Below are 23,834 nucleotides of genomic sequence, written 5' to 3'. Positions count from 1 at the left end.
CTATGGCTTTGCCTTGGTTCATTTTCATTACAATAGCTCTCCTGTTCCTTCTTGCCGTTATCTATGAACGGAATGGTCTGAAAGCGCTTAGTTATACTCGGTATTTTTCAACGAAGGTCGCTTATGAAGGGGATAACCTTGAGATGATCGAGGAGATCGTTAACACGAAACTTCTGCCATTACCATGGCTTCGACTGGAATCTAGTATTGCAAGAGGCTTGGAATTTGGAAGTCAAGATAATCTCGGTATTAGCACGGGTGAAATCTACCAGAATCATATCAGCTTGTTCTTTCTTAAATCTTACCGTCATATTAAACGGCGTCATCAAGTAACTTGCGAACGGCGTGGGATATACCGTTTGGAGTCAGTCACCGTGACCACTGGAGATCCCTTTGGATTGATCCGGAAAAATAAAACGTATCCTCTCCAATTAGAGTTATTAGTCTATCCTAATTTGCTGAATCTAGACGATCTTCCGCTACCGATACATAGCTGGCTGGGTGAACTTCCAGTGAAAAGATGGATCGTAGAAGATCCTTTCCTGACTGCAGGTATTCGCGAGTATAGCTCAGGAGATTCTATGGGACTTATAAACTGGAAGGCTACAGCGCGCACAGGGACTATGCAGGTACATAAGAAAGACTACACTGCGGATTCTAGACTCGTCATTTGCTTGAATATAGAGGACAGTGATTCCATGTGGAGAGCGGTAACGGATGTGGAACGTATCGAGCAAGGGATAAGGTATGCAGCCACTATCGCCGAATACGCCATGCGCCATGGAATTGAGACGGGATTTATCTGTAACGGCAGATTGGATAACGGGGGCGAAAGAGATCCTGTTGAAGCAAAACCTATGGCTGAGCTGGAAGACTTGCTAGAGCTGTTAGCAAAGCTGGAGCTAGACAGAACGCTTCCTATGAGTCGATTGCTAGCCCTGCAGGCCGAGAGCGGAATAAGTGATACAGACTTTCTGATCATTAGCTGTCATAGAGGAGCAGAATTACAAGAGGCTGCTGACCTCCTATTGGTGTTGGGCAATGGTATAGAATGGCTGGATATTCCGGAACAGGGAGGAGAGAGCGCATGAAACTTCCGTTATCTGGTTACGTATGGAATACGGTCAAACTCTGGATATACTCTATCTTAGAACTATTATTAGTTTTACCTGTATGGATTCTGTTTCAGGTTTATGTACTGCCCAAGCAAGTTGAACCTATGTGGCTGACTGCCATACCACTAATATCATTAGTAGGTATTCTGTTACGAAAACAGTGTAGTGTTAGATGGAAGCAACTGCTGGCTGCTCTAATCCTTGGGATGGTGGTTGGGGCTTTGTCAGCAGGAAGTCTGTCTATCGAGAGTCTGCCTTTAGGTGTCGCAGGTTTTATATGCGCTTTTCTCGGAATGACTGCTGACTCTCGAGATCAGTCCAGTAAGAAGTATTGGATAGGTATTGTAATCTATTTTGTTGCGACCATTGCATTTGGTAGAATTCCCGATTTGGAGGGAAGTGTTACACTACTGACCTGGTGCGGTAGTTTGTGTCTATTGCTCACACTATTTATTTCTAATAGTAGCTATTTACAGTATAGTTCGCTTTCTCAAGAGGGCAAAGCTTTGCCAAAAGGATTACAAAGGAATAACCGTATTTATGTCATTGGAATAGGAATTGTTGCGGCCGTATTAGCGGCAGGAGTCGGAAAAGCTATAGGGACACTGCTATGGAATATGGTACGCTCGTTCTTTGGATGGATTAGTAATTTATTCTCTGGGTCAAGTGAGCCGCTACCCCCGCCAGTAGAACAGCCTCAAGCGAGTCCTGAACTACCTTTTGTTGGAGATGAAGAGCCTGGTCTACTAGCTGCTATATTAGATGTTGCTTTATATGTTGCTGGAGCTGTGTTATTGGGCGTTGCAGCTTATTATGGACTTCGGTGGTTGTATAGAAATGCCGGTGGGAAATTAAAGAGAGCCATGGATGCCTTGCTATCCATGCTGCGCAGGGAACATACGCCAAAGGACAATAGAACTTATCTTGATGAGGAAAAAAGTGTATTTACATGGGAGCAAACGCTTCAAGGTCTAAAGGATTTCTGGAGTACTCGCCTAACGCCAAGACATCGAAAAGACCGCTGGGAGCAGATGAATAGTGAAACGGAGCGTGTTCGCTGGTTATATCGGCGTTGGCTTCATTTGAAGCACGATCATGGTTATGAAGTTAAGAGTTATCTTACGCCGAAGGAAACAGAAGACGATATTATTAAATGGACTGCTCTTAACAAGGTTAAACATAAGGGCGAAGAACATACGGTTAATACGTCGAATTCATTGATTGAATTATATGAAAAAGTTAGATATGGAGAAGAAAATCCTTCTGCTAATGATGTGGCTGCATTGAAAGATGAATTGAAATTATAGAATAGAATATTCTTCAAATTCATGCAAATAGGAACAAATAGGTTACAAACACTTCAAAAGTGTTACAACATGGATACAATTGGTTTTGTACTTACCACTATAATAATTCTAGCAAAATACTCGTGGAGGGAAGTAAATGAGAAAGCATAGCAGTACATATGTTGTTTTACTATTAAGTACCTTTGTCATCAGTCAACTGACTGGCCATACCGCTTCAGCGGCATCCGCTAATGCTGTTCGTACCAATCCAGCTGTAGCTGCGGCGACAGTAACACCCCCCAGCAATCTGGGTTCCGTTTCTTTAGGAGCAAATATCAAAGCTACATTAGAAGATGTCAATATTTGGTCACAACCTGGTGGGAATATTTTAACCTATACCCTGAATTATTCAAATGGGAGCAGTAAAAACGCAAACCTAATGTATTATTTTTCGAGAGTGACGACGCCAGGGGGTTCTGTTATTCCGGGTAACCCACTGAGCGCTGACGCGACTAAGAAGAAGATTGGTGCTAAAGAAAGCTTGCGGGTTACATATTACGTCAACATAGGCAAGACCAATTCGTTAAAAGGGATTAAGATTCCCATGTATGTATGGGATTCCAAAACCAAAGGTTATTTAAAGCATGCAGGAAGTTTTACTGTGCCAGCTAATTATTCCCCAACTGCTGTAAATGGAAAAAATGTTAGCACCACAATGAATGACATTCCTATCATCGCCCAAAGTGAGTCCTTAGAGCTCTATAAATATAATGGGAAAGTTTATGCCAAGGTGGGTATAAGCCTGACCAATAAGGGCAGTAAGGTACTCAGTGATCCTGGTTATGCGGCTTATTTACTTTCTGCAGGTGGCAGTTCGTATGAATTAGCACTTGATCGTTCTCAGATCAGTTACAAGATTCAGCCGCAGGAGAAGAAGACTATCTATTATCTTACCGAGATTCCTCCTTATATGAAGACGGATAATATGAAGCTGCAATTTACGCAAAAAGATGAAGCACTGAAGCTTGAGATCGCTAAATCCTCGTACAAGCTACCGGCAGCTACAACACCTAATTTGGTGGTAGGTAAAGGTGTGACCAAGAAAATCACCATTAATAATAATCCGATAGAAACTCAGTTAAACAACGCAAACGTATACGCTGAGAATAATAAAGGGATTTGGACCTTCCAGCTTCGAGTGAAAAATGTTGGGAAGACGGCCGTTACGTTGCCAACGTATGAGCTTGCCGTCAAATCTTCAACAGGGACAACCTTTCCGATCAATGCGAAGGGATTGAGCGGCTTAACCATAAAACCTTTGGAAGAAAAAATCATTCCACTTACCGCACAAATTCCGCTTGAGGTTGAGCAGAGTTCGCTGCAATTGCAAATGATAGAGGCTGTTTCAGCTCCAGCTAATCCAGATACGAGCAGTACAGGCGAGGGAACAGGATCTGAAGGGAATAATGTAAGTACGGGCAATACAGCCAAGCTGACAGTACCTGTTGCTTACTACACAATTTCCTATACATTACGTCCTGAGATTCAAAAAGGTGTGGAGTATAGTGCATCCAATGAATATGGTTCTTTCACTTATAACTTGCTGTCTTTACAGCGCTTTCCTTGGAAAGATGATGACATCGTTGTTGCTAGAATAAATATTAAGAATTCGCAATCGGTGGCATTAACACTTCCAGAATTAAAAGGATCTGTGCAAGTAGACAATGATGATGTGTCTTCCTCTACAGAACTGTTTATGGACAAGGAAACCTCGACGATTGCACCAGGAAAAAATGCGGAAATCTATGTATTTTCCAAAATCCCTTACACACAAGAGTTCGATAAATTAAAAGTGAACCTCTTTACAACGGTAAAAGAAGAGAAGAGCTCGTTCCTGTCGCTTAGCACGAACAGTACGATGAATGCTGTAGCGACTATTGAACGTGGGGGAAGTTATGCAATCACCGGTAAAGGCAAGAACGCTAGTGTCCAAGAGAACAAAACAATTATTTATGAAGGTCTCAATTCTAATATCGTATACACAGAGCTACTGCTTAGCAGTGAGGAAAAAAGACAAAGCAAAATGGCTCGCCTTCAGGGTTACTTTAAAACAGGAGATGGCCAGCTATTCGAAGCTACAGTGAATCAGCCAGATACTTCAGCTACACCTGGTGGTAAGCAATTAATAACGTACTGGGCAAAATTGCCTAAATCCGTTATTCCATCAGACGTAAGTATGTATCTAGGTCCAGGAATTACTGGGAATAAGCTGTCTGAGCCTGGTCAGGAACCAACAGGATTCATTAACATTGCTTCATTGAGTCTAAATCCAGTTTCTACTCCACCGGAGAATAACTTGACGAAGGTTGCGCTATATCCGTACACGATGTCTGTTCTGAGTTCGGAAGGGCGATCGATGCAAGGTAGTACCACTATAGATATCGTAATGAATTACAACTTACTTCGTGACAGTACCTATGACATGGGAACCTTCACTCATAAGCTGGTGCTCAAAATGACAGATCCATATGGTCTATCACAGGAACGAAGCTTGAACATCGGTACTGAACTTCTTGAAGGGAATTACAACTCCTATACTGCAACATTTACCAATAATATGTATAAAAACTTGTCAGGTGGCGCCTACAGAATCACACTGTATGATGAGTTCCAAGGAGAACGGATCGAGCTGGCCAGCCAGGCATATAGCATAAAGATTGATAGAACAGTAACTGAGAAGTAGGAATTCATATCTATTAATGTACGAGAAGGAGCAGCTCCAATGTTGCGAGTGGAAAATGTAACGCATTCTTTTAAGAATGGTAATGAAACGACGGCAGTCCTTCATCAAATAGATTTTTCTGTGAAAAAGGGGGAGATGGTTGCATTACTGGGGAGCTCGGGTTCCGGTAAGTCAACCATGCTCAACCTGATGGCAGGTCTGATGAAGCCTACGGAAGGCCACATTTACATTGCTGACCAAGATATTGTGAAGATGAGCGAAAACAAGCTATCTGAATTTCGTAGGAAGCATATCGGGTTTATCTTTCAAGCTTATGAACTGATTACTAGCTTGACTGTCCGTGAAAATGTTGAGTTGCCGCTTGTGTTCCAATCCGTTTCACCATCAATACGTAAGCAAAAAGCTCTGGCCTTGCTGGAAGGGGTCGGCATTCCGGATAAAGCCGACCTGTTCCCTTCACAGTTGTCTGGCGGACAGCAGCAGCGGGTCAGTATTGCACGTTCCTTGATCACAGAACCGTCCGTTATTTTCGCAGATGAACCGACCGGAAATCTGGACTCGAAGACAGAAGAGGAAATTATCAATATCCTGCTTAACCTGAACAAGAAGATGAAGACCACCTTCATCGTTGTAACACACGAGCTCAAAGTAGCAGAACAAATGCAACGGATTTTCACGCTTCAGGACGGATATATGATTACTGAGAAACAAACTTCTTCGGATACAGAACTCGAAGGGGGTAAACTCATTGAGGATTAGTGATATTTCACGTTTGGCTTGGGAGCAAGTCAAACGACGGAAAGTTGTCACAGGTCTTTGTATGGCAGGTATATCGATTGGCTGTGCTGCTATTATTGTTGCTTTAAGTATAGGAGATTCCGCGCAAAGCTATACGGAGCGGGAAATTAACCGGAATTTCAAAATGGATGAAATTACGGTGACACCGAACAGCGGCATCCCTTCACAAGGGGGCGGAGAAGGAAAAGAAGCCTCTGCCTCTGATGCAAAGCTCGACCCCGGCAGGCTAACGGGCCAGAAGCTGAAAATTGTTCAAGGCCTGCGGCATGTTACCGCAGCAGCACCTTTTCAAGAGCTTGGCTACATACAAATGACTACTATCGATAATAAAATTACGGACGTACAGTTAATCGGAACGGATCTTCGACTACTAACGAAATATGACAATAAATTTAAGCAGGGTGGTCCTTCTGATTCGGTTGGTATGGCAGTACTAAACTATGGAGCAACTATAGGATTGATTGATGTCGAGACTCGGCAACGTCTTTTTGAACAACTGAGTACTGATCCTTATAATAATAAAATAATGGAACAGTACAACAGTTTAAGCATGCTTCCGTCGGATATGTTCAAACAACAGGTTCAATTACAATCATATGACCCTGCTTCTCAAACTGGACAGTCTCTAATCAGCTCACCCATTCAAATTGTTGGGATATTGGATAGTACTGGGAACCCTGATATGGCGATGTACGACAAGAAGATTTATGTTTCGCTAGAGACTGGGGAGCGTCTGGTTGAACAACTGAAACTAATGAATGGAACTGCTGGGCAAAAGGATGTCTACAACTCAGCCATTGTAAAAGTTGACAGTACGGACAACATCGTACAAGTGGAGAAGCTTATCCAGAAACTTACACTAAATACTAGTACGAATTTGTATCAAAAAGAGGCGATGGCTTCTACATTCAGTATGTTCAAGAAAGCAGCGCTTGGTATTGGTATATTTATTCTAATTATTGCTTCGATTTCGATCATCGTTGCGATGACCATGTCCACCCATCAGCGTCGTCGCCAGATCGGTATTATGAAGGTGCTAGGCGCCAATATGGGGCAAATCCGAAATATGTTCATTACAGAGGCGGCATTGCTCGGGATGCTTGGTGGGTTGCTCGGTATAGGCTTTTCATACTTGATTGTGTTTGGCATAAATAAGCTGATTGGTTCCACAGGAGGAATGGGGATGGGTGAGCCCTTAGTAATCACTATTCCTCTGATGACCCTTCCAATAGGGATCGCATTTGCGGTAATGACAGGCGTACTATCGGGAATTTATCCTGCGATAAGCGCGTCCAGAACGAATGCGCTCACGGCGATAAAACGGGATTAGCTATTTTTAAGTTGAAAGGAAGCAGAAGTGATGAAGAGGAGAATCAAGTGGATTGTATTGGTATTGATTATTATTACAGCGGGTTATTTTGTATACAACAAGATGTATAAACCTGAGGCACAGCTAGAACCTGTTGAACCACCACAGGCGATAACTTTTGAAGTGACACAGGAAACCATCACCAACTCTGTTCAGGTCAAAGGGAATTCACATTATGAGCAGGAAACGCTTGTATATGCACCATATGCTTCAAAGGTAACCAAGTGGAAGGTTGAGAATGGTGGGCAAGTTAAGAAGGGGGATTTGCTGTTTACCCTCGATCAGGAAGCCTTAAAGAATGAAATTGCTACACAAGAGGCAACCATTCGAAAGGCACAGCTAGAAGCGGAATTAAATGAATTTGTTAGTCAGCAGGACCAGGAGAACGCAGCCCTTGGTGCAACAGAAGCCGAACGTATAAAAGCACTTACAGCCCAAGAATCAGCAAGAATAGGGGATGAGCTTAACCAAGTAAATGCTGAAATACAGGCTCGTGAATTAAAAGAAAAGAAGGCTAAGCTAAATACAGCCCTCTACCATGCTCCTGCAACAGGTGTTTTTCTATTTGACAGTGCGAGTGAAATTCCGCAAACGGTAACAGATAATCAATACATCGGCAAAATTGTAGATATGAATAAGCTTGAATTCATAGCTCTTGTAGGTGAACAAGATGTCTTCCGTATTAAGACGGGAATGAAGGTCGATGTTAAAATGACAGCTTTAAAAGATTTAAAGCTGTCTGGAGAAGTGACTAAGGTATCTAAATTTGCTAAGACTGCTTCGGGTCAAAATACTACTGCTACTTCGGTTCCACAATTTGAAGTGGTAATCTCACTGCAACCTAACGAGCGCTTAATTGGTGGACTAAGCTTGAGCGGAGAAATCGAGACGGTTCGCAAGGAAAATGCCATCGTTGTATCCAGCATCGCAGTAATGCATGAAGGAGATCTCTCCTACGTGATGGTGGATAAAGGCAATGGGGAATATGAACGAAGAGATATCAAAGTGGGCATGGAGACGGCAGACAAAACAGAGGCCGTCTCAGGGTTAAAGGTTGGAGATGTTGTTGTGCTTCAATAGATTGAAATAGACCTAAGCTTATTTCTCAATCGTGAGTCGCCAAGATTTAATATCTTTATTTAGCTCGGTAAGGTCAGGAACCGGAATTGGCTCGTCGGATAGATTATATTTAGCTTTCAATGCTAAAATCCGATAGACGCTCTCATCAATCCGTGATTCCTGTATCTTACCTTTTTTTACATGGTCCAGAAGCGATTCTAATACCCGTTTCTCATTATCATAACCGTGAGCGATAAGTAAGATATCACTGCCTGCATTTATAGTATCTACCGCTGCATTGGTAAGGTCGTAATTCTTCATGATAGCACCCATAGTTAGGTCGTCTGTGATTACGAGTCCTTGATATTTCATGTCACCGCGAAGTAGCTCACCAATGATTTTACTTGATAAAGATGCGGGTTTATCAGGATCAAGTTTCGGGAACAAAATATGAGCGACCATTACGGCATCGGTTCCTTCTTTTATTGCAGCTTGAAAAGGGAGCCATTCTAATTTAGCCAGTTCTTCAGTGCTCTTATTCACAATCGGCAGCTCAAGGTGAGAGTCGACGGAAGTATCTCCGTGACCAGGGAAATGTTTGACAACAGGAACAACACCTTCGCTCTCTATACCTTTCATTTCGGCAATCCCTAGCGTACTGACTAGTTCAGCGGAGCTACCGAAGGAACGATCTCCAATTACAGGATTATCTGGATTGCTATTGATATCAAGGACGGGAGCGAAGTTCATATTAAATCCTGCTGACAATACTTCTCTAGCGAGCAGCTTGCCCATCATTTCGGTAGCGTTGGCATCCTTACGGGTACCGACCTTTCCATTAGAAGGGAAGGAAGCATACTCCTTAGGCATCCGGCTGACTTTTCCGCCCTCCTGATCGATACTCATAAATAAAGGGGCAGGGTTGCCGCTGTTGCTCTCTTTCATGGAATTAACAAGGCTGACCATACTCTTCAGATCTTGAATATTGTTCTTATAAAGGATGATTCCACCGACTTTGTCTTCGGCAATCATCCTTTTTGCTTGATCATCCAGAACGGTTCCGTCGATGCCAACAAGGAGCATTTGTCCAATTTTCTCTTCAAGGCTCATACTTGAAACCTGAACAGCAATTGGATCACTCTCTGAGGAGGGAGCTGCTGTGGAACTCGTAACAGGTGAAGATGTGGATTCTGCAGTCGGCGGATTTGTAGCGGCAGCTTGGGAACTGTTACTGCTATTGGAACAGCTAGTTAACAGAAGCATAGATACCATAGCAGAAGCCATTAAAAAGCTAGCAGAGGATGTAGGTTTAAGGATGTTGCGTGTAAATCTGGTCATTAGAATAGTCGTCCCTTCGTTGCTTATTTAGATGTCAGAAGGATGAATCCTTGCTGACTTAGATACACGGTGATAAGATGAACTTAAATCTTTACATATTAAAATTGAATTATGAGGTGACGGTCAAATGAAAGATGGATTAGTAAACGCACTTAATGAACAGATGAATTTCGAGTTTTATTCCGCTCATGTTTATCTAGCTATGGCAGCCTATTGTTCCGGTGAAAGTCTCGATGGATTCGCAAACTTTTTCTTAATTCAAGCAGAAGAAGAACGATTCCATGCCATGAAAATCTATAAGTTCCTTAATGATCGCGATAATCGGGCGACACTTGAAGCTCTACCAGAGCCAAAGAACGAATACTCTTCGATGCTGGATGCTTTTGAACATGCATTCGCGCATGAGCAACAAAACACGAAACGCTTCTATCATTTAGCTGACTTGGCGCTGGATGAGCGTGAACATGCAACGATCTATTTCTTGAAATGGTTTATTGACGAGCAAGTAGAAGAGGAAGCGCTCTTTAGCAACATCATTAGTAAACTGAAACGAATTGATAAAGATAGCAACGCCTTCTACATGCTGGATGCTGAATTTGCTACACGTACTTTTACAGCTCCTGCTGAGTAAGTAAAGTTACTTAAGATCAGAAGCCTGAGAAATCAGGCTTTTTTTATTTAATTGATGAAGGCAGTTTAATAGCCAGCAGCTTATTATCCGTTCGGATGATCAGCATGCCTCCAGTTTTAAGAGAAGGGGCAAAGTTACGAGATCCTGTCTTCACGGTAAAAATAGGCTTCAACGTCAACATGTCATAAGCGTGAAATAGGCCATCTGATTGTCCGCTATAAACCACATTTCCAAAAAGATCCGTCTGAACTACAGGATTCTCACCATTATTGAGGACTACCGCCTGACCATTTCCAAGTTTGAGTGCGGATAACGTACCTGTATCATAATTGGAATATAACATTCTTTGCTGATGGACTTGGTTTAGAGGATAATCTTTCTCTTTTGCCATAGAAGTCCAGGTTTGAACTGGCTTACCTTCCGCTGAGTAATTCCAAAAATCATATTTCACAAGCTTTTTGCCCTGAAAAATATAGAAGTCATTTCCATCCAAGAATGCGGTCCCATTTACACCACCAAATGTGAATGCTCCATCTTTATTCTCGGTATCTGTCCATTTATATAAACGTTCTCCTTTAAGTTCACCCGTTTTAACGTTGAATACAGAAATTTTAACATTACGATTCACAGCGTCATCATCCATCATTAACGTATTGGTAATGGAGTAGAGGAGGCCGTCCTTTACTGCTAGTGGCCACCATTGACGGGTATGGTCCCATAGTTTTTTTCCTGTCAGGCTGTCATAAGCAGCAAGTGCGCCAGTTGTTAATGCTCCCTGTGAGAGATAACTTCGAATAACAACCCCATCCGTTTCCATAAGTTCCGATAAGCCTGTAAAGTTATTGCTCTCCTCCGCAGCCTTCCATTTGATGTTCCCGCTGACCGCATCGACAGCGGCCAGTTGACTATCTTGTGTTACATAGATGGTGGAGCCTAACCGTTGTATACTGGTGGCTTTAGGTAGTGATAATGAAGCTGACCACGCTTTTTTACCTGCTTCATTAACGGCATACAGAGAGCCACTCTTAGTCAAACCATAGATAAATCCATTACTGTACGTGAACAACGGGGCTAATGCACTTCCGAATTCCCACATTTTTTTACCTGTTGTAGCATTCAATGCGACTAGTTTTTCATTCCGCTGCAAGGCAAAGACTTTCCCATTCTCGGCAAGGGCTGTAACGTTCTGCCCAGTGATTCTATCTTCTTTTAAGATGGCAAGCGGTGATGACCATACAGGTACAAGAATAGGTGCTTTGACTTCATTGTAATAGGGATTGCTTGTACTTATAACTGCTTGTTCCGCGGAAATGTCGGATAACGATCCGTTGTAAGCTATTGGGGATGCAATGCATGTAACAGCTAAAACTTTAATCATTGTCTTGTACAAAGACTGAATCATCGTTTCACGCTCCTCAAAAATAGTTATTACTATAATTAGACATTATAAATGGCAAAAAGTTACTACTTCTGTAGAACAAGCATAAACGCCTACGGCTTTTTTTAAGGACGGTAAGCGTTTAAGCGAGAAATATAATACTTAAAGTTGAACTAAGGCAAACTATGTTACGCTCCGCAAAACAGTTATGACCTAGCAACTCTATTTGACGGAGGGAACTATTACGCCTCTTAGCAACACTGTTTCTCTAGACCCACCCGAATCTCGGAGTGTAGTATAGAACAATACTATTCTTTGGGGGTTCTTTTTTTTGGAAAATTACAACGACATCAAACAAGGTGAAAAAGGAGCATGGCTAAGCATAGTTGCCTACATATTCCTGTCCGCCATCAAACTGTTTATTGGTACGGTCGCGGGATCTCAAGCGCTGCTTGCAGATGGCCTGAACAACAGTACTGATATTATCGCTTCTATCGCCATACTAATCGGTCTTAAGATCTCCAGGAGACCGCCGGATTCCAATCATAGCTACGGGCATTTCAGAGCAGAGACCGTGGCATCCTTAATTGCTTCATTTATTATGATCGTTGTAGGGCTTCAAGTGCTGTACCAGGGCGTGAACAAATTTATTCAACCCGAACTGGAAAGTCCAGATCTTATAGCAGCCTGGACGGCAGTTTTTTGTGCTGTGATAATGATGGGCGTATATATGTATAACATTAGACTGGCCCGCTCTATTAATAGTAACGCTATGCGAGCAGTAGCACTAGATAATCGATCAGATGCTTTAGTTAGCATAGGTGCTTTTGTCGGAATTGTGGCTTCTGGATTTGGAATTCCATGGCTTGATCCGCTTACAGCGATTATTGTCGGCCTGATTATCTGCAAGACGGCATGGGATATCTTTAGTAAAGCTACACATGATTTAACGGATGGTTTTGATGCGGAAGAGCTTGAACTCATGAAAGAAACCGTTGCTGAAATTGACGGTGTGCAATCCATTAAAGATATTAAAGCTCGCATCCACGGAAATAACGTACTAGTAGATACAACTGTATTAGTAGATTCCGAGCTTAGTGTGGTGCAGAGCCATGATATTACGGAAGAAATCGAAGAACAATTGAAAGATCGGCACCAAGTTTCAAATGTGCTTGTCCACATAGAACCTGTAATGAAGTAGAAACGGACAATGAATTGTGACTTTCCCTTGGATGGATATGGGATTTTTCCTGTGATGTTGTTAATAGATCTTTTGTGCGGAAAGGTGGAGAATTAGTTGTATTTATCGATATGTTAATTTCAGGAAATGGAATGGTGATTTCGTGATTGAATGGAAGGATTCTTATGATATCGGTGTTGAGAAAATAGACTGTCAGCACAGACAGTTGCTGGCGAAATTGAATGAATTTTTTGATGCTTGCAGTAAGCAGCAGGGGAAAGAGAAGATCGAAGAAACGCTCAAATTCTTGAAGGAATATACCATCGAGCATTTTAGCAATGAAGAGCAATTGATGGAAGAGATCGATTTTCCTGAATTGGCGGAACATCGCAAGACGCACGCTAATTTTGTGAAAGCCGTTCTTGAATTAGAAGAAACGATTAAAACCAAGGGAGTCTCCGTTCTCTCGACGATTAAGCTTAACCGTACGTTAACCGATTGGCTTCTGAATCACATTAATAAATGCGATAAGCTAATTGGCGAATGTATGGCCACGCGGGATAGAGCAGTATAATTGAAGACCTCCAACGAAGATGCCGACGGGCATTTTCTTTTTTTTGACGGGGAATGTGATAAAGAATTATAGTACGTTATTTGATCCATTTTCCGAAGACAGCATCGTAATTTATACTGGGTTAACGGTTTGTGTTATGATTTGAGATAAGACGTATAGAGTTAGTATGGTAAAGGGGAGTGGAACGATGAAAACATTACGAATGTTAGCTTCAGGGTTTGCAATGCTGCTTATTCTGGGCCTTGTTAATTTTTACATTGGGTATCACGGTTGGCTGCTTGTCCATGAATGGTTCTCAGGTGCTTCCTCTGTTCTGTTCTGGACATTATTCCTGCTTGTTGCCTTTGCGTATGTCGTTGGAATGATACCGTGGCCTACAATAGTGAAGCCGTTAGCCAGATTCTTTAAGGTGATTGGGTCGTATTATCTAGCTTGCATGGAATTCGCTATTATCATGTTGCCATTAGCTGATCTGTTATATGTGCTACTGGGCTGGATGGGTGTCGATCGAACGCACTACGTCTCAGAAGCGGGTGGTACATTGCTAATATTACTGGTTGTTTTTCTAGTCTGGGGTTCGATCAACGCTTGGAGTACAGTAGTTCGTACCCATCCTATTCCCATTGATAAATCTATCGGAACTAGTACGCCACTTACCATCGCGGTTGCATCCGATCTGCATTTAGGAAATATCGTCGGCAATCGGCATCTCAAAAAAATGGTTGCTCAAATGAATGCTATGAAGCCTGATGTGATTTTGCTGGCTGGGGATGTACTTGACGATAGTATTGAGCCTTTTATTCGCAATAGTATGAGTGAACAGCTAAAGCAGCTAAAAGCACGCCATGGGGTCTACGCGGTACTGGGCAATCACGAATATTACGGTGGTTCGATTAAGGAATATACCGATTTAATGAGTAGCATAGGCATTAAAGTCCTACAGGATGAGGTTGAAGAAGTGGCGGGAACTTATATTGTAGGTCGAAAAGATAAGACTGCCGAGACGATGGAAGCCGGAGGTAGATTAAGCGTAAACTCCTTATTGAATGGCCTCGATCTGACGCGTCCTGTGATCATGATGGATCATCAGCCTACCGGATTTGATGTCGCTGCCCAAGAAGGCGTAGATATTCTACTCTCAGGTCATACGCACCGTGGACAGATTGCTCCTAATCACTGGATCACCAAGCGGTTGTTCGAACTAGACTGGGGCTACCTCCGCAAGGATAAATTGCATGTCGTTGTTTCCTCTGGATATGGGACCTGGGGACCTCCAATCCGTTTAGCCAGCCGTTCGGAGATCATTAAGCTTGAAGTGGTGTTAGAAGGGACTAAACAATACAGTGAAGAAGCCGTGTCTACAAAGACGGTGTTAATCTAAAAGAAATCTTTAATGATATGAGGCTGCCCGAATCCGTAGAATTTTTCTGCGAGCTGAGGCAGCTTCTTTTTTTTGACAATTAGTAGAGCTTGTAGTATGGTTTAAAATAGTTAAGCACTTAACTAAATTGGAGTTGAAAAATCTAAGATGGATCATTTACAACCGTTGGTATTGAATCAGCCGCTACATACTCAGGCATTTTTCACTTTAGTTGATACTACTGCAAGCTTAGTTTCTGTCTCTGATAAATATTGGCAGTCGAAAGGATTAAATGGCGCAAGAATTCGTATCCTAGTAGAAATATCTAAACAGGGCGGAACGATTTTACCTTCTACATTGGCTCACAATATTGGGGTTACCAAAGCTAATATTAGTCTGTTGCTGATACCCCTAGAGAAAGATGGTTGGATTACCCGCTCGAACCATACTCAGGATGGTAGAAAAAGCGTTATTACAATTACGGGTGAAGGACAACGATTACTTTTGGAGCATCTTCCCGGAAATCGTCAAGCGGTCGCTGAACGTATGCAGGGTCTGGATGAACAAGAGCTTCGGCAACTCATCGTTTTATTAGAAAAGCTTAGCTATGGCTAAATATAAAATAATGTTGTGGTCTTGAAAACATGGAACAGAAAGGCTGGGGTGTTATGTCAATTATGGTTACTGGGGCTACTGGTCAATTAGGAAGTTTAATTATAGACAATCTTCTTCAGTTTGTGCCGGCAGGTGAGATTATCACATGTGTTCGTGATCCGGAGAAAGCAAATGATCTTTTGGAAAAAGGGGTTGAGATTCGCTGTGGCGATTATGATCAGCCTGATACTCTAATTCAAGCTTTTACAGGTGTAGCAGAGCTATTATTCATCTCTAGTTCACATCCCGATGATACCGTCAGATTAACTCAACATTCTGAGGTTATTCATGCAGCATCAAAGGCAGGGGTGAAGCATTTGCTGTATACAAGCTTCGCATTTCCACCTAAAGGACAAATTCCAGCTAATCATGTTCACTTACTTACAGAGCAGATGATTCTTAAATCAGGTATTGACTATACATTTCTACGCAACGCTTTGTATATGGATTTTGTAGATGTACTAGGGCTGAAAGAGGCGATCCAAAGCGGTGAGTTAATCACCTATCCTGGGAACTGGCTATTTAATTCGGTGACACGAAAGGATCTCGCTTTAGCTACGGCGGTCGTGCTTACAACTACTGGTCATATTAATCAGATTTATGAATTAACCGCACCGCGCTCTTGGGACTTCAGCGAACTAACGGAGGTATTATCCGAGCTGACAGGAAAAAGAATCGTTCATCGGCAGGATTCAAGCATTCAGCACTGGATTTATTCATTCCTCGGGAAGATAGATACAGCTTCTACTTCAAAAGATATGGAGAGACTAATGGGACGGCCTGTTACCTCTTTGAAGGAAAGTATAATCACTTTCCTTCAGGTTTAAATAATGACTCTGACTAATTCAACTATATAGTGGTTCGATCTAAAGTAAGTAAATAATTATATTTACTGGCATGTTTTAATTCATCTAATATAATCCCATAAACAGTATCGCGGTATACTCCAACAGGCAGACCAAACCATATTTTGCGATACTTTTCGACTGCAGCCAGTTCACCTTGGAGTGCTTTTTCTAAACCTTCTTCATAGGAACTGATCCGTTGATATTGTTCACTACTACTTCCAGTGATATCTTGACCCGTAATTTCTTTGAACATCCCGCGGAACATGGAGTTGTGACCCCGTTCGTCATCTCGTATTGAGGTGATGATGGAGGCTTGCTCGGAATTTGGGGCCAGTTTGATAAGTTCATCATAGAAAAGCTCATCATTTCGTTCACCTTGCACAGCTTCTTTGATTAAATTTAATGCTTGAGGAAGAGAGGTTGCCCAGATAGGTTTGAAATCAGATCTATTCTGAGATAAAGGAGTCCAATTCATAGTTCTTATTACCTCCTGATTCGTTCGTTATTATTAGAGTAGTATATGTACGAATGCCCAAAATGGTCTCTTTCGGTTCTTTAGTTGTTCTAACCCTTTAAAGTTGATACTATGGGTTCATCCGTTATTCAGGGAGTGTAAACGATGAAAAAGATTTTAGTAGCAGATGACGATAGTAATATTCGTACATTATTAAAGCATGTATTGACCAGAGAAGGTTACCAAGTAATGGAGGCAAGCGATGGCCGGGACGCGATACATAAACTGAAAGAAAGCATTGCGGACTTAGCCGTTGTGGATGTGATGATGCCGCATGTGGATGGGTTGGAGCTATGCCAGCATATAAGAGAAACGTATGATATACCGATCATTTTGTTAACAGCCCGGCAACAGCTAAGTGATAAAGAACAAGGCTATCTGCGGGGGACAGATGATTATGTAACGAAACCTTTTGAGCCGGAAGAATTGTTGTTTCGGATCAAAGCTTTATTTCGGCGTTATTCCATCGCTTCGGATGATCGGATTCGTTTAAATTCACTAGTTATTGATCGTAAAAATTATGAGATCACTGATGGTGATGAAGTACTACTGTTACCGGTAAAGGAATTTGAACTGCTCGCGCAACTGGCACAATATCCAGGAAGACTGTATTCACGCAGTGAGCTGATTGAACTAGTATGGGGAATGGATTATGAAGGTGATGAACGTACGGTGGATGTACATATCAAGCGATTGCGTCAACGATTTTTGGATTATCAGAATGACTTTGTGATTCGGACGGTACGGGGAATTGGATATAAATTGGAGATGGTGAGCTCGTGAAGTCTTTGTATGTGAGAATGTGCATTCTCTTTTGCTCGGCCATTGTGGTGAGCAGCCTTCTCGGCTTCTTGGTATCTAATATTTATTATCAAGCTCAGATTAAATCGCAGAACGATGCGAAGCTTACGGGGATGGCCATTGATATCCAGCAGTTTGCAGAATCTCACCCGGAATCTATGGAGGATTACCTGCGAAGTGTAGCTGTACTGGGATATAAGATCTATTTAACCAATGTAGAGGGTCAATCCCGATTTTACGGCAAGCCATTTCGGAAAGAGGACTTAGATCCGCAACAATTAGAGAAGGTCCTGAATGGACAAGTGTATCACGGTGTTGCTGAGTTTCCTGACAGCGCATTTATTACAGGTTTTTTTGACAATCAATTACGCAATACGATAGGCGTACCTATTGAAGTCAATAATGAGACTTTTGCGTTATTCATGCGGCCGGATGCAGAGGTTCAGTTCGGTGAACTGCGCGTGTTTTTTGCTGTCATCATCGGTTTTACCGTGTTATTCAGTCTAGGATTCGTCATGATCAGCGTACTGCATGTGGTCAGACCCATTACACGTTTGACAACGGCAACTAAACGGATTTCAAAAGGTAGATATGATATTAAATTAAATACTTGGCGCCGGGATGAGATTGGCCAGTTAGCCTCACACTTTATGATTATGAGTCGTGAGCTGGAACGGACCAATCGTGCGCGTCAAGAGTTTGTTGCGAATGTGTCTCATGAAATCGAATCGCCATTAACTTCTATTCAAGGATTTGCCCAAACCCTTAAAGATCCTACATTACCAGAGGATGAACGTATAGAGTACCTCAATATTATTGATCAAGAAAGCCATCGTCTATCGATGCTTAGTAAACAGCTGCTAACGTTATCTTCCCTCGATTATGATCCGAATTCCTTGCAGAAGAAACCTATAGATTTGCGTGCACAGCTTCGGCAGGTTGTACAAATCATGGAGTGGAGATTAACAGAGAAGCAATTAGCGGTTCGTTTAAGTCTTGCGGACATTAGCGTACATGGCGATTCCAATCTATTGTATCAGGTGTGGATGAACCTCATTACTAATGCTATCAAATATACACCCGCTGAGGGATCTATTATGATTTCCGCAAAGCTTGACGAAGGGAACTGTGTAGTAACCTTTTCGGATACTGGGGATGGTATTCCTGCTGAGGAATTACCACTCATCTTTGACCGTTTTTATAAAGTCGACCGGGCACGTACACGAGAAACGCATAGTAGCGGTCTTGGGCTGGCGATTACGCAAAAAATTGTAGAGACACATAACGGAACCATAGAAGTATCCAGTACAGTTGGCAAAGGCACGACCTTTACTGTAACTCTTCCGCTTTTGTAACTCGTTATTCATACTCCGTTCATTTTCATCTTCTAAACTGTGACTATACAGATTAGAAGGAGTGGTAATATGTTTCTAGCCTTAAGAGAAATGCGACATTCTAAAGCCAGATACCTGTTAATAATGGTAATCATGTTATTGGTTTCCTTTCTTGTACTTTTCGTAACGGGGCTGGCCAGAGGATTAGCGTATGCTAATATCTCAGCAATAGAGAATATGCCGGCAAACTATTACGTGGTGCAGAAGGATGCGGATCAGACGTTTAGACGTTCTCAGTTAACGGATACGGAGCTTAATAGTGTTCGAGCAGTAGTAGGAGATAATAATGCCTCTTCACTCGCTCTACAGATGAGTACAGTGACTACGAACGATACGGATACTAAAGCAGACGTAACTTTTTTCGCAGTGGATATGAACGGTTTACTGGCTCCAAAAGTGATTGAAGGTGATAAGATTACGAATGATACGCAGGGAAGTGTCATCGTTGATCGTGACTTGGAACAGTCGGGCATTAAGATTGGTAGCACGATCCAAGATCAGGCAACTGGAAAGGAATTTAAAGTTACAGGATATGTTGAGAATAGCTCATACAGCCATACCCCAGTAGTCTATATTAACAATAAAGATTGGCAGGAAATGAGACAAGGTGTTAATCAAGGTAGTGAGGCTACATCTGGAGCGCCTTTTAATGTAATTGCGCTTAATGCAAACGCAGGGCAAGTGGATAAGATCTCTGCTAGTACGAAAAATGTGGAAGTTATTACGCAAAAAGAAGCGATCTCTAATATTCCGGGTTATTCATCAGAACAAGGTTCACTGCTTATGATGATTGCCTTCCTGTTCGTAATCGCTGGTTTTGTTCTGGCTGTATTCTTCTATGTCATTACAATTCAGAAAACAAGCCAGTTTGGCATTCTGAAAGCCATGGGTACAAAAATGTCTTACTTGGCTTGGAGCGTTGTAGGGCAGGTCATGATATTGGCTATTGCAAGTCTAAGCATTAGCTTGCTGCTAACCTTTGGAATGAATCAGGTACTACCAGACACTATGCCGTTCCAACTGGAACCTTCTACGATTCTATTAACCAGCGGCTTGTTCGTGGGGATGTCTCTTTTAGGATCACTTATTTCTGTCGCTAAAGTGGCAAAAGTAGATGCATTAGAAGCAATTGGGAGGGCTGGAGCATGAGTGCTAAATTATTGATGAAGCAAGTAACCAAGACTTACGGAGACGGCGATACAACGGTATCTGTTCTGAACAATTTGAATCTTATAGTCAATGAAGGGGAATTCGTTGCTGTCCTTGGACCATCTGGAACAGGGAAGAGTACATTCCTATCAGCAGCGGGGGCGCTTCTTACGCCAACCAGTGGTGAAATTTTTATAGACGGAGAATCTCTTACAGATAAAAGTAAAAGTGAGCTGACTGAGCTACGATTAGAGAAGATAGGCTTTATGTTCCAAAGCGCACAGCTATTGCCCTACTTGAAGGTAGAAGAGCAGCTTCTCTTTGTAGCTAAACAGGGGAAGATGAGTTCTAAAGAAGCTAAGGAACGGGCAGCTGATTTGATGAAGCGTCTGGATATCTGGAAACGTCGAAACCATTACCCTGAGCAACTATCAGGTGGGGAGAAGCAACGTGTAGCTATCGCAAGAGCTTGGATGAATAAACCTGCAATCTTGTTTGCAGATGAACCAACAGCAAGCTTAGATTTCAAACGAGGTAGAGAAGTTGTGCAAATGATTGCTGACGAAGTAAAGAATGAGGGTAAAGCTGCCGTAATGGTCACTCATGATGAACGGATGCTCGAATGGTGTGATCGAGTGCTGCATCTGGAAGATGGTCATTTGGTTGAACATGAGTTAAGCAAAATTTAGTAAAAAAACGATTCATGCTATTTATGGCATGAATCGTTTTTTTGTGTGTGAACAATAGTTTGTTCTTATTTGTCAGCTATGGTGACTTGGCCTGAGCCATATGTGTCAAACCAGCCTTTAATCGTGTTGAAATCACTGCTGAATGACAGTGCCAGCTCTAATAGAATTCGGGCATGGGCTGCGTTCAGATTATCTCCGGCAATTATGCCGTCACTTGAAGCATAGTTGGAACCGGAACCCGTACGCGTGGTAGACACGAAGATAACTCCGTTTTCCTTAATAGCTTTCGTACGGGCTTCTCCCATAGCTTTAGATACGCCGCCAGCCCCTGTTCCTGAAGTTACAATACCTTTTGCTCCATCTTGAACAAAACCTGTAATTGCCCCAGAACCGGCATCTTGATAAGCATAAGCAATTTCTACCTTAGGCATATCACTGCTCTTAATCTTCGTTAGGTCGAACGGAGTTGCCCATTTGTCAGCGGTCAATAGTGCTCTGGAATTCGCCCGATAAATTCTGATATTATTCTCATCGATATATCCGAGGATTCCTAGTTGTGGAGATTCAAAAGTGTCTGTACGATAGGCATTCGTCTTGGTAACCTCTCTAGCCGTATGAATCTCGTCATTTAGCATGAGCACAGTACCGTAATACTTCGTCTTTCCGCTAGCTGCTAGTTTAATAGCGTTAAATAGATTGGCCTGAGCGTCACTTCCGATAACTGTCCATGGACGCATAGAGCCAGTTACTACGACAGGTTTGGAGCTACGCACTGTAAGATCAAGGAAATATGCAATTTCCTCCATCGTATCGGTACCTGTAGTAACAACGATGCCATCTTGGGTTTCTAGTGCTTTATCTACTTTTAAGGAGAGATCATATAGTTGTTGCATGGTGTACGAGCCAGAGCCTGCATTCCCAAATTGATAGCTAGTTACATCGGCGAACTTTTTAAGGTTAGGCAGTGCTTTAACCATATCTTCCATTAACAAAGTCCCGGCTTTATAGTTCTGGAAGCTGGTCTCATCCACAGATTTACCGGCAATAGTACCACCGGTTGCTATGACTTGGACCTTTGGAAGCTTAACCGTTCCTTCAATCGTTTGGGTAACCTCAGCGGCGTAAGTGGTAGAAACGGGAAGCATTGTTGTAGCAGAGAAGAGTAGAGTGAAAGAGAGTCCTGCGGCAACAGTAGTTTTGGCGAGCATTGATTGTAATCCATTCATAGATGTAACCTCCCATTTGATTATGTATTCTCACGTTTATGTTATTTTATGTTACATAAACGTGATTCGTGATTGGATTATATCTATGAATATATTATAATGACAAGTTTGCTAACATATTAATAAAACGCTTAAATACACTATTAATAAAGGATATCTATTGATTTCTAGTGTATACTATGAATTTTATTATATTATTATTAAAGTGAAATATAATATTAATGTTATATTTTATTACATGATAATAGAGATGAATAAATAACAAAATGCCGGACAATCTTTAGGAGATTGACCGGCATAGTTATTGGATTTACCTGACTACTTATCTTTTCTAGAGACAAGTAGTTTTTGAATAAAGACATGGGTAGCCATGGAGGAGGAGCTTTCTTTATGGCGAATGATGGAGAATTGTCTTTCAAGATGATGATGTCGGATGGGAAGCTCACAGATTTCACCACTTGCTAATTCTTTGCGCACAATCCATCTGGAGAGCATCGCGATTCCCAAACCGGAGGCAACGGCTTCCTTAACTCCTTGACTACTGTTGAAGACATAGGATCTTTTGACAGAAATCTCTTCTTCTTGAATGAAATGATCACTGAAAGCACGCGTTCCAGAGCCAAGCTCTCGCAGAACCCAAACCTGATTTTGTAGCATCCCTTGCTCCACAGAGACTATTGTTGACAAAGGGTGGTTGGCCGGGGAGACCATAATCATCTCGTCCTTCATGTAAGGTGTAACGATCAGATCATTCTCATGGGCTTCTCCTTCGATAAACCCAATATCCATTTCATTGGCTCTTACCCCAGCAATAATTTCTTCAGTATTACCGATCGTCACCTGAAGCTTGACTTGTGGGTATTGATTTGCAAATTCCGCAAGTCTTGAAGGTAATATATACTCTCCAATCGTAAAGCTCGCACCAATATGTATACTGCCAGTAACCTCATCCTGTAGCATTTGTATTTCCTGATGAGCTTCTTCGAAGTGGGCCAATATTTGTTTGGCGTGATTATAAAGTATTGTACCTGCTTCGGTTAATTTTACTTGTTTCGGAGATCGGTGTAGAAGCTTTGCGCCTAGTTCATTCTCAAGATTCCGGATATGTAGACTGACACCGGGTTGAGATAGATTCAGTAATTCTCCTGCTTTAGAGAAATGACTTTGCTCAGCAACTGTAACGAAAACCCGTAATGTATCCACAATCATAGAATTCCCTCACTAAAAGTCTCGAATGTATTTAAAGTTCCTTATCAAGCACGAACTGAGCTTTCTTCTGCGAAAATCCAATACGTGTATAGAAACGTACCGCATCTTCTCTAGTTTGGTTGGTGCGCACTCTTAATTTGTTCACTCCAATTTGTGCTGCCCAGCGTTCACAGGTTTCAACAAGTTGTCTGCCGATCCCTTCTCCGCGATACTGCCCATCGACCACCAGACCACAAATTTCAACAAAGGGCGGAGATTCAATTAACATTCGCACATTGGCGTGAATCCATCCGATGAATTGGCTATCCGACTCTGCTACATAAATAGCATGATCTTTACGATTTCTGATATCTTGAAGTCTATCTGCTAGCTGTTCGATATTTAAAGGATATCCGAGCTCACTGGATAGTTTTGCAATATCTTGTGTGTCGCTAAATGTAGCTATCCTAATATGTATGATCATCCGCCACCTTAAAAAAATGTTGTTTCATGCTGTTTTTTATATTTCATTTCATTCAG

At 42.0% G+C, this 23,834-nt stretch carries 23 protein-coding genes; 17 read left to right on the top strand and 6 right to left on the bottom strand.

Going from position 1 to position 23,834, the window contains the following annotated elements; translation table 11 throughout:
* Positions 1-2 precede the first annotated feature (2 nt).
* The 6 genes from ACFWMP_RS01110 to ACFWMP_RS01085 all read left to right on the top strand — a co-directional run bounded on the left by ACFWMP_RS01110 (position 3) and on the right by ACFWMP_RS01085 (position 8,391).
* Entirely contained in the window at positions 3-1,091 is a 1,089-nt protein-coding gene (locus tag ACFWMP_RS01110; RefSeq protein WP_379421716.1) for a DUF58 domain-containing protein, read from the top strand.
* A complete protein-coding gene (locus tag ACFWMP_RS01105) occupies positions 1,088-2,422 on the top strand; it encodes a hypothetical protein (RefSeq protein WP_379421715.1) in 1,335 nt (444 codons plus the stop codon). Before ACFWMP_RS01110 ends, ACFWMP_RS01105 begins: the two co-directional genes overlap by 4 nt.
* A 136-nt stretch (positions 2,423-2,558) precedes the next feature.
* Positions 2,559-5,144: a hypothetical protein gene (locus ACFWMP_RS01100; RefSeq protein ID WP_379421714.1), complete on the top strand. Its 2,586-nt coding sequence runs from the start codon at positions 2,559-2,561 to the stop codon at positions 5,142-5,144.
* Between the two features lie 39 nt (positions 5,145-5,183).
* A complete protein-coding gene (locus ACFWMP_RS01095; protein WP_042187870.1) occupies positions 5,184-5,903 on the top strand; it encodes an ABC transporter ATP-binding protein in 720 nt (239 codons plus the stop codon).
* On the top strand, positions 5,893-7,272 hold the full coding sequence (locus ACFWMP_RS01090; protein ID WP_379421713.1) for an ABC transporter permease: 1,380 nt from the start codon (positions 5,893-5,895) through the stop codon (positions 7,270-7,272). The genes ACFWMP_RS01095 and ACFWMP_RS01090 overlap by 11 nt, the downstream gene beginning before the upstream one ends.
* A gap of 30 nt (positions 7,273-7,302) precedes the next feature.
* Positions 7,303-8,391, top strand: coding sequence for an efflux RND transporter periplasmic adaptor subunit (locus ACFWMP_RS01085; RefSeq protein ID WP_379421712.1), 1,089 nt, complete (start codon positions 7,303-7,305; stop codon positions 8,389-8,391).
* 18 nt (positions 8,392-8,409) lie between these two features.
* On the opposite strand, the gene nagZ is transcribed toward ACFWMP_RS01085, so the two are convergent.
* Positions 8,410-9,480 (bottom strand): beta-N-acetylhexosaminidase, encoded by a 1,071-nt coding sequence (gene nagZ / locus ACFWMP_RS01080; protein ID WP_379421711.1) that lies wholly within the window; start codon positions 9,478-9,480, stop codon positions 8,410-8,412.
* Positions 9,481-9,529: 49 nt separating this feature from the next.
* Here nagZ and ACFWMP_RS01075 point away from each other — a divergent pair, with 49 nt between their 5' ends.
* Positions 9,530-9,739 carry a hypothetical protein gene (locus ACFWMP_RS01075; RefSeq protein ID WP_231573442.1) on the top strand — a complete coding sequence of 70 codons (210 nt, stop codon included), beginning with the start codon at positions 9,530-9,532 and terminating at the stop codon, positions 9,737-9,739.
* 96 nt (positions 9,740-9,835) lie between these two features.
* Positions 9,836-10,339, top strand: a complete 504-nt coding sequence (locus tag ACFWMP_RS01070; protein ID WP_042187878.1) for a ferritin — start codon at positions 9,836-9,838, stop codon at positions 10,337-10,339.
* A 43-nt stretch (positions 10,340-10,382) separates the two neighbouring features.
* Here ACFWMP_RS01070 and ACFWMP_RS01065 read toward each other — a convergent pair whose 3' ends face one another.
* Positions 10,383-11,741 carry an outer membrane protein assembly factor BamB family protein gene (locus ACFWMP_RS01065; protein ID WP_379421710.1) on the bottom strand — a complete coding sequence of 453 codons (1,359 nt, stop codon included), beginning with the start codon at positions 11,739-11,741 and terminating at the stop codon, positions 10,383-10,385.
* A gap of 307 nt (positions 11,742-12,048) precedes the next feature.
* Here ACFWMP_RS01065 and ACFWMP_RS01060 point away from each other — a divergent pair, with 307 nt between their 5' ends.
* The 5 genes from ACFWMP_RS01060 to ACFWMP_RS01040 all read left to right on the top strand — a co-directional run bounded on the left by ACFWMP_RS01060 (position 12,049) and on the right by ACFWMP_RS01040 (position 16,312).
* A complete protein-coding gene (locus ACFWMP_RS01060; RefSeq protein ID WP_042187882.1) occupies positions 12,049-12,918 on the top strand; it encodes a cation diffusion facilitator family transporter in 870 nt (289 codons plus the stop codon).
* A 142-nt stretch (positions 12,919-13,060) separates the two neighbouring features.
* A complete protein-coding gene (locus tag ACFWMP_RS01055; protein ID WP_081382799.1) occupies positions 13,061-13,471 on the top strand; it encodes a bacteriohemerythrin in 411 nt (136 codons plus the stop codon).
* A gap of 187 nt (positions 13,472-13,658) precedes the next feature.
* Positions 13,659-14,852 carry a metallophosphoesterase gene (locus ACFWMP_RS01050; RefSeq protein ID WP_042187883.1) on the top strand — a complete coding sequence of 398 codons (1,194 nt, stop codon included), beginning with the start codon at positions 13,659-13,661 and terminating at the stop codon, positions 14,850-14,852.
* 147 nt (positions 14,853-14,999) lie between these two features.
* Positions 15,000-15,446, top strand: coding sequence for a MarR family winged helix-turn-helix transcriptional regulator (locus tag ACFWMP_RS01045; RefSeq protein WP_076298940.1), 447 nt, complete (start codon positions 15,000-15,002; stop codon positions 15,444-15,446).
* Between the two features lie 29 nt (positions 15,447-15,475).
* Positions 15,476-16,312: an SDR family oxidoreductase gene (locus ACFWMP_RS01040; protein ID WP_379421709.1), complete on the top strand. Its 837-nt coding sequence runs from the start codon at positions 15,476-15,478 to the stop codon at positions 16,310-16,312.
* A gap of 22 nt (positions 16,313-16,334) precedes the next feature.
* On the opposite strand, the gene ACFWMP_RS01035 is transcribed toward ACFWMP_RS01040, so the two are convergent.
* Positions 16,335-16,808, bottom strand: coding sequence for a ferritin family protein (locus ACFWMP_RS01035; RefSeq protein WP_379421708.1), 474 nt, complete (start codon positions 16,806-16,808; stop codon positions 16,335-16,337).
* A gap of 144 nt (positions 16,809-16,952) precedes the next feature.
* On the opposite strand from ACFWMP_RS01035, the gene ACFWMP_RS01030 reads away from it, so the two are divergent.
* The 4 genes from ACFWMP_RS01030 (at position 16,953) to ACFWMP_RS01015 (ending at position 20,880) form a co-directional block, all read left to right on the top strand.
* The gene (locus ACFWMP_RS01030) at positions 16,953-17,630 is read left to right on the top strand and encodes a response regulator transcription factor (RefSeq protein WP_042187886.1); all 678 of its coding nucleotides are present in this window, start codon (positions 16,953-16,955) and stop codon (positions 17,628-17,630) included.
* Complete coding sequence (locus ACFWMP_RS01025) at positions 17,627-19,003, top strand: sensor histidine kinase (RefSeq protein ID WP_339247871.1); 1,377 nt, start codon at positions 17,627-17,629, stop codon at positions 19,001-19,003. Before ACFWMP_RS01030 ends, ACFWMP_RS01025 begins: the two co-directional genes overlap by 4 nt.
* 69 nt (positions 19,004-19,072) lie before the next feature.
* Positions 19,073-20,191 (top strand): ABC transporter permease, encoded by a 1,119-nt coding sequence (locus tag ACFWMP_RS01020; protein WP_042187890.1) that lies wholly within the window; start codon positions 19,073-19,075, stop codon positions 20,189-20,191.
* Entirely contained in the window at positions 20,188-20,880 is a 693-nt protein-coding gene (locus tag ACFWMP_RS01015) for an ABC transporter ATP-binding protein (RefSeq protein WP_042187892.1), read from the top strand. Before ACFWMP_RS01020 ends, ACFWMP_RS01015 begins: the two co-directional genes overlap by 4 nt.
* A gap of 65 nt (positions 20,881-20,945) precedes the next feature.
* Here ACFWMP_RS01015 and ACFWMP_RS01010 read toward each other — a convergent pair whose 3' ends face one another.
* The 3 genes from ACFWMP_RS01010 to ACFWMP_RS01000 form a co-directional block, all read right to left on the bottom strand.
* The gene (locus ACFWMP_RS01010) at positions 20,946-22,106 is read right to left on the bottom strand and encodes an asparaginase (RefSeq protein ID WP_076286350.1); all 1,161 of its coding nucleotides are present in this window, start codon (positions 22,104-22,106) and stop codon (positions 20,946-20,948) included.
* Between the two features lie 318 nt (positions 22,107-22,424).
* Positions 22,425-23,315, bottom strand: coding sequence for a LysR family transcriptional regulator (locus tag ACFWMP_RS01005; protein ID WP_042187896.1), 891 nt, complete (start codon positions 23,313-23,315; stop codon positions 22,425-22,427).
* Positions 23,316-23,346: 31 nt separating this feature from the next.
* The gene (locus tag ACFWMP_RS01000; protein ID WP_379421707.1) at positions 23,347-23,778 is read right to left on the bottom strand and encodes a GNAT family N-acetyltransferase; all 432 of its coding nucleotides are present in this window, start codon (positions 23,776-23,778) and stop codon (positions 23,347-23,349) included.
* Positions 23,779-23,834 lie beyond the last annotated feature (56 nt).

Origin of the sequence: Paenibacillus sp. NPDC058367, assembly GCF_042723305.1 — a bacterium.
Classification (GTDB): Bacteria; Bacillota; Bacilli; order Paenibacillales; family Paenibacillaceae; genus Paenibacillus_AQ.
This window is presented reverse-complemented; position numbering and strand designations above follow the sequence as displayed.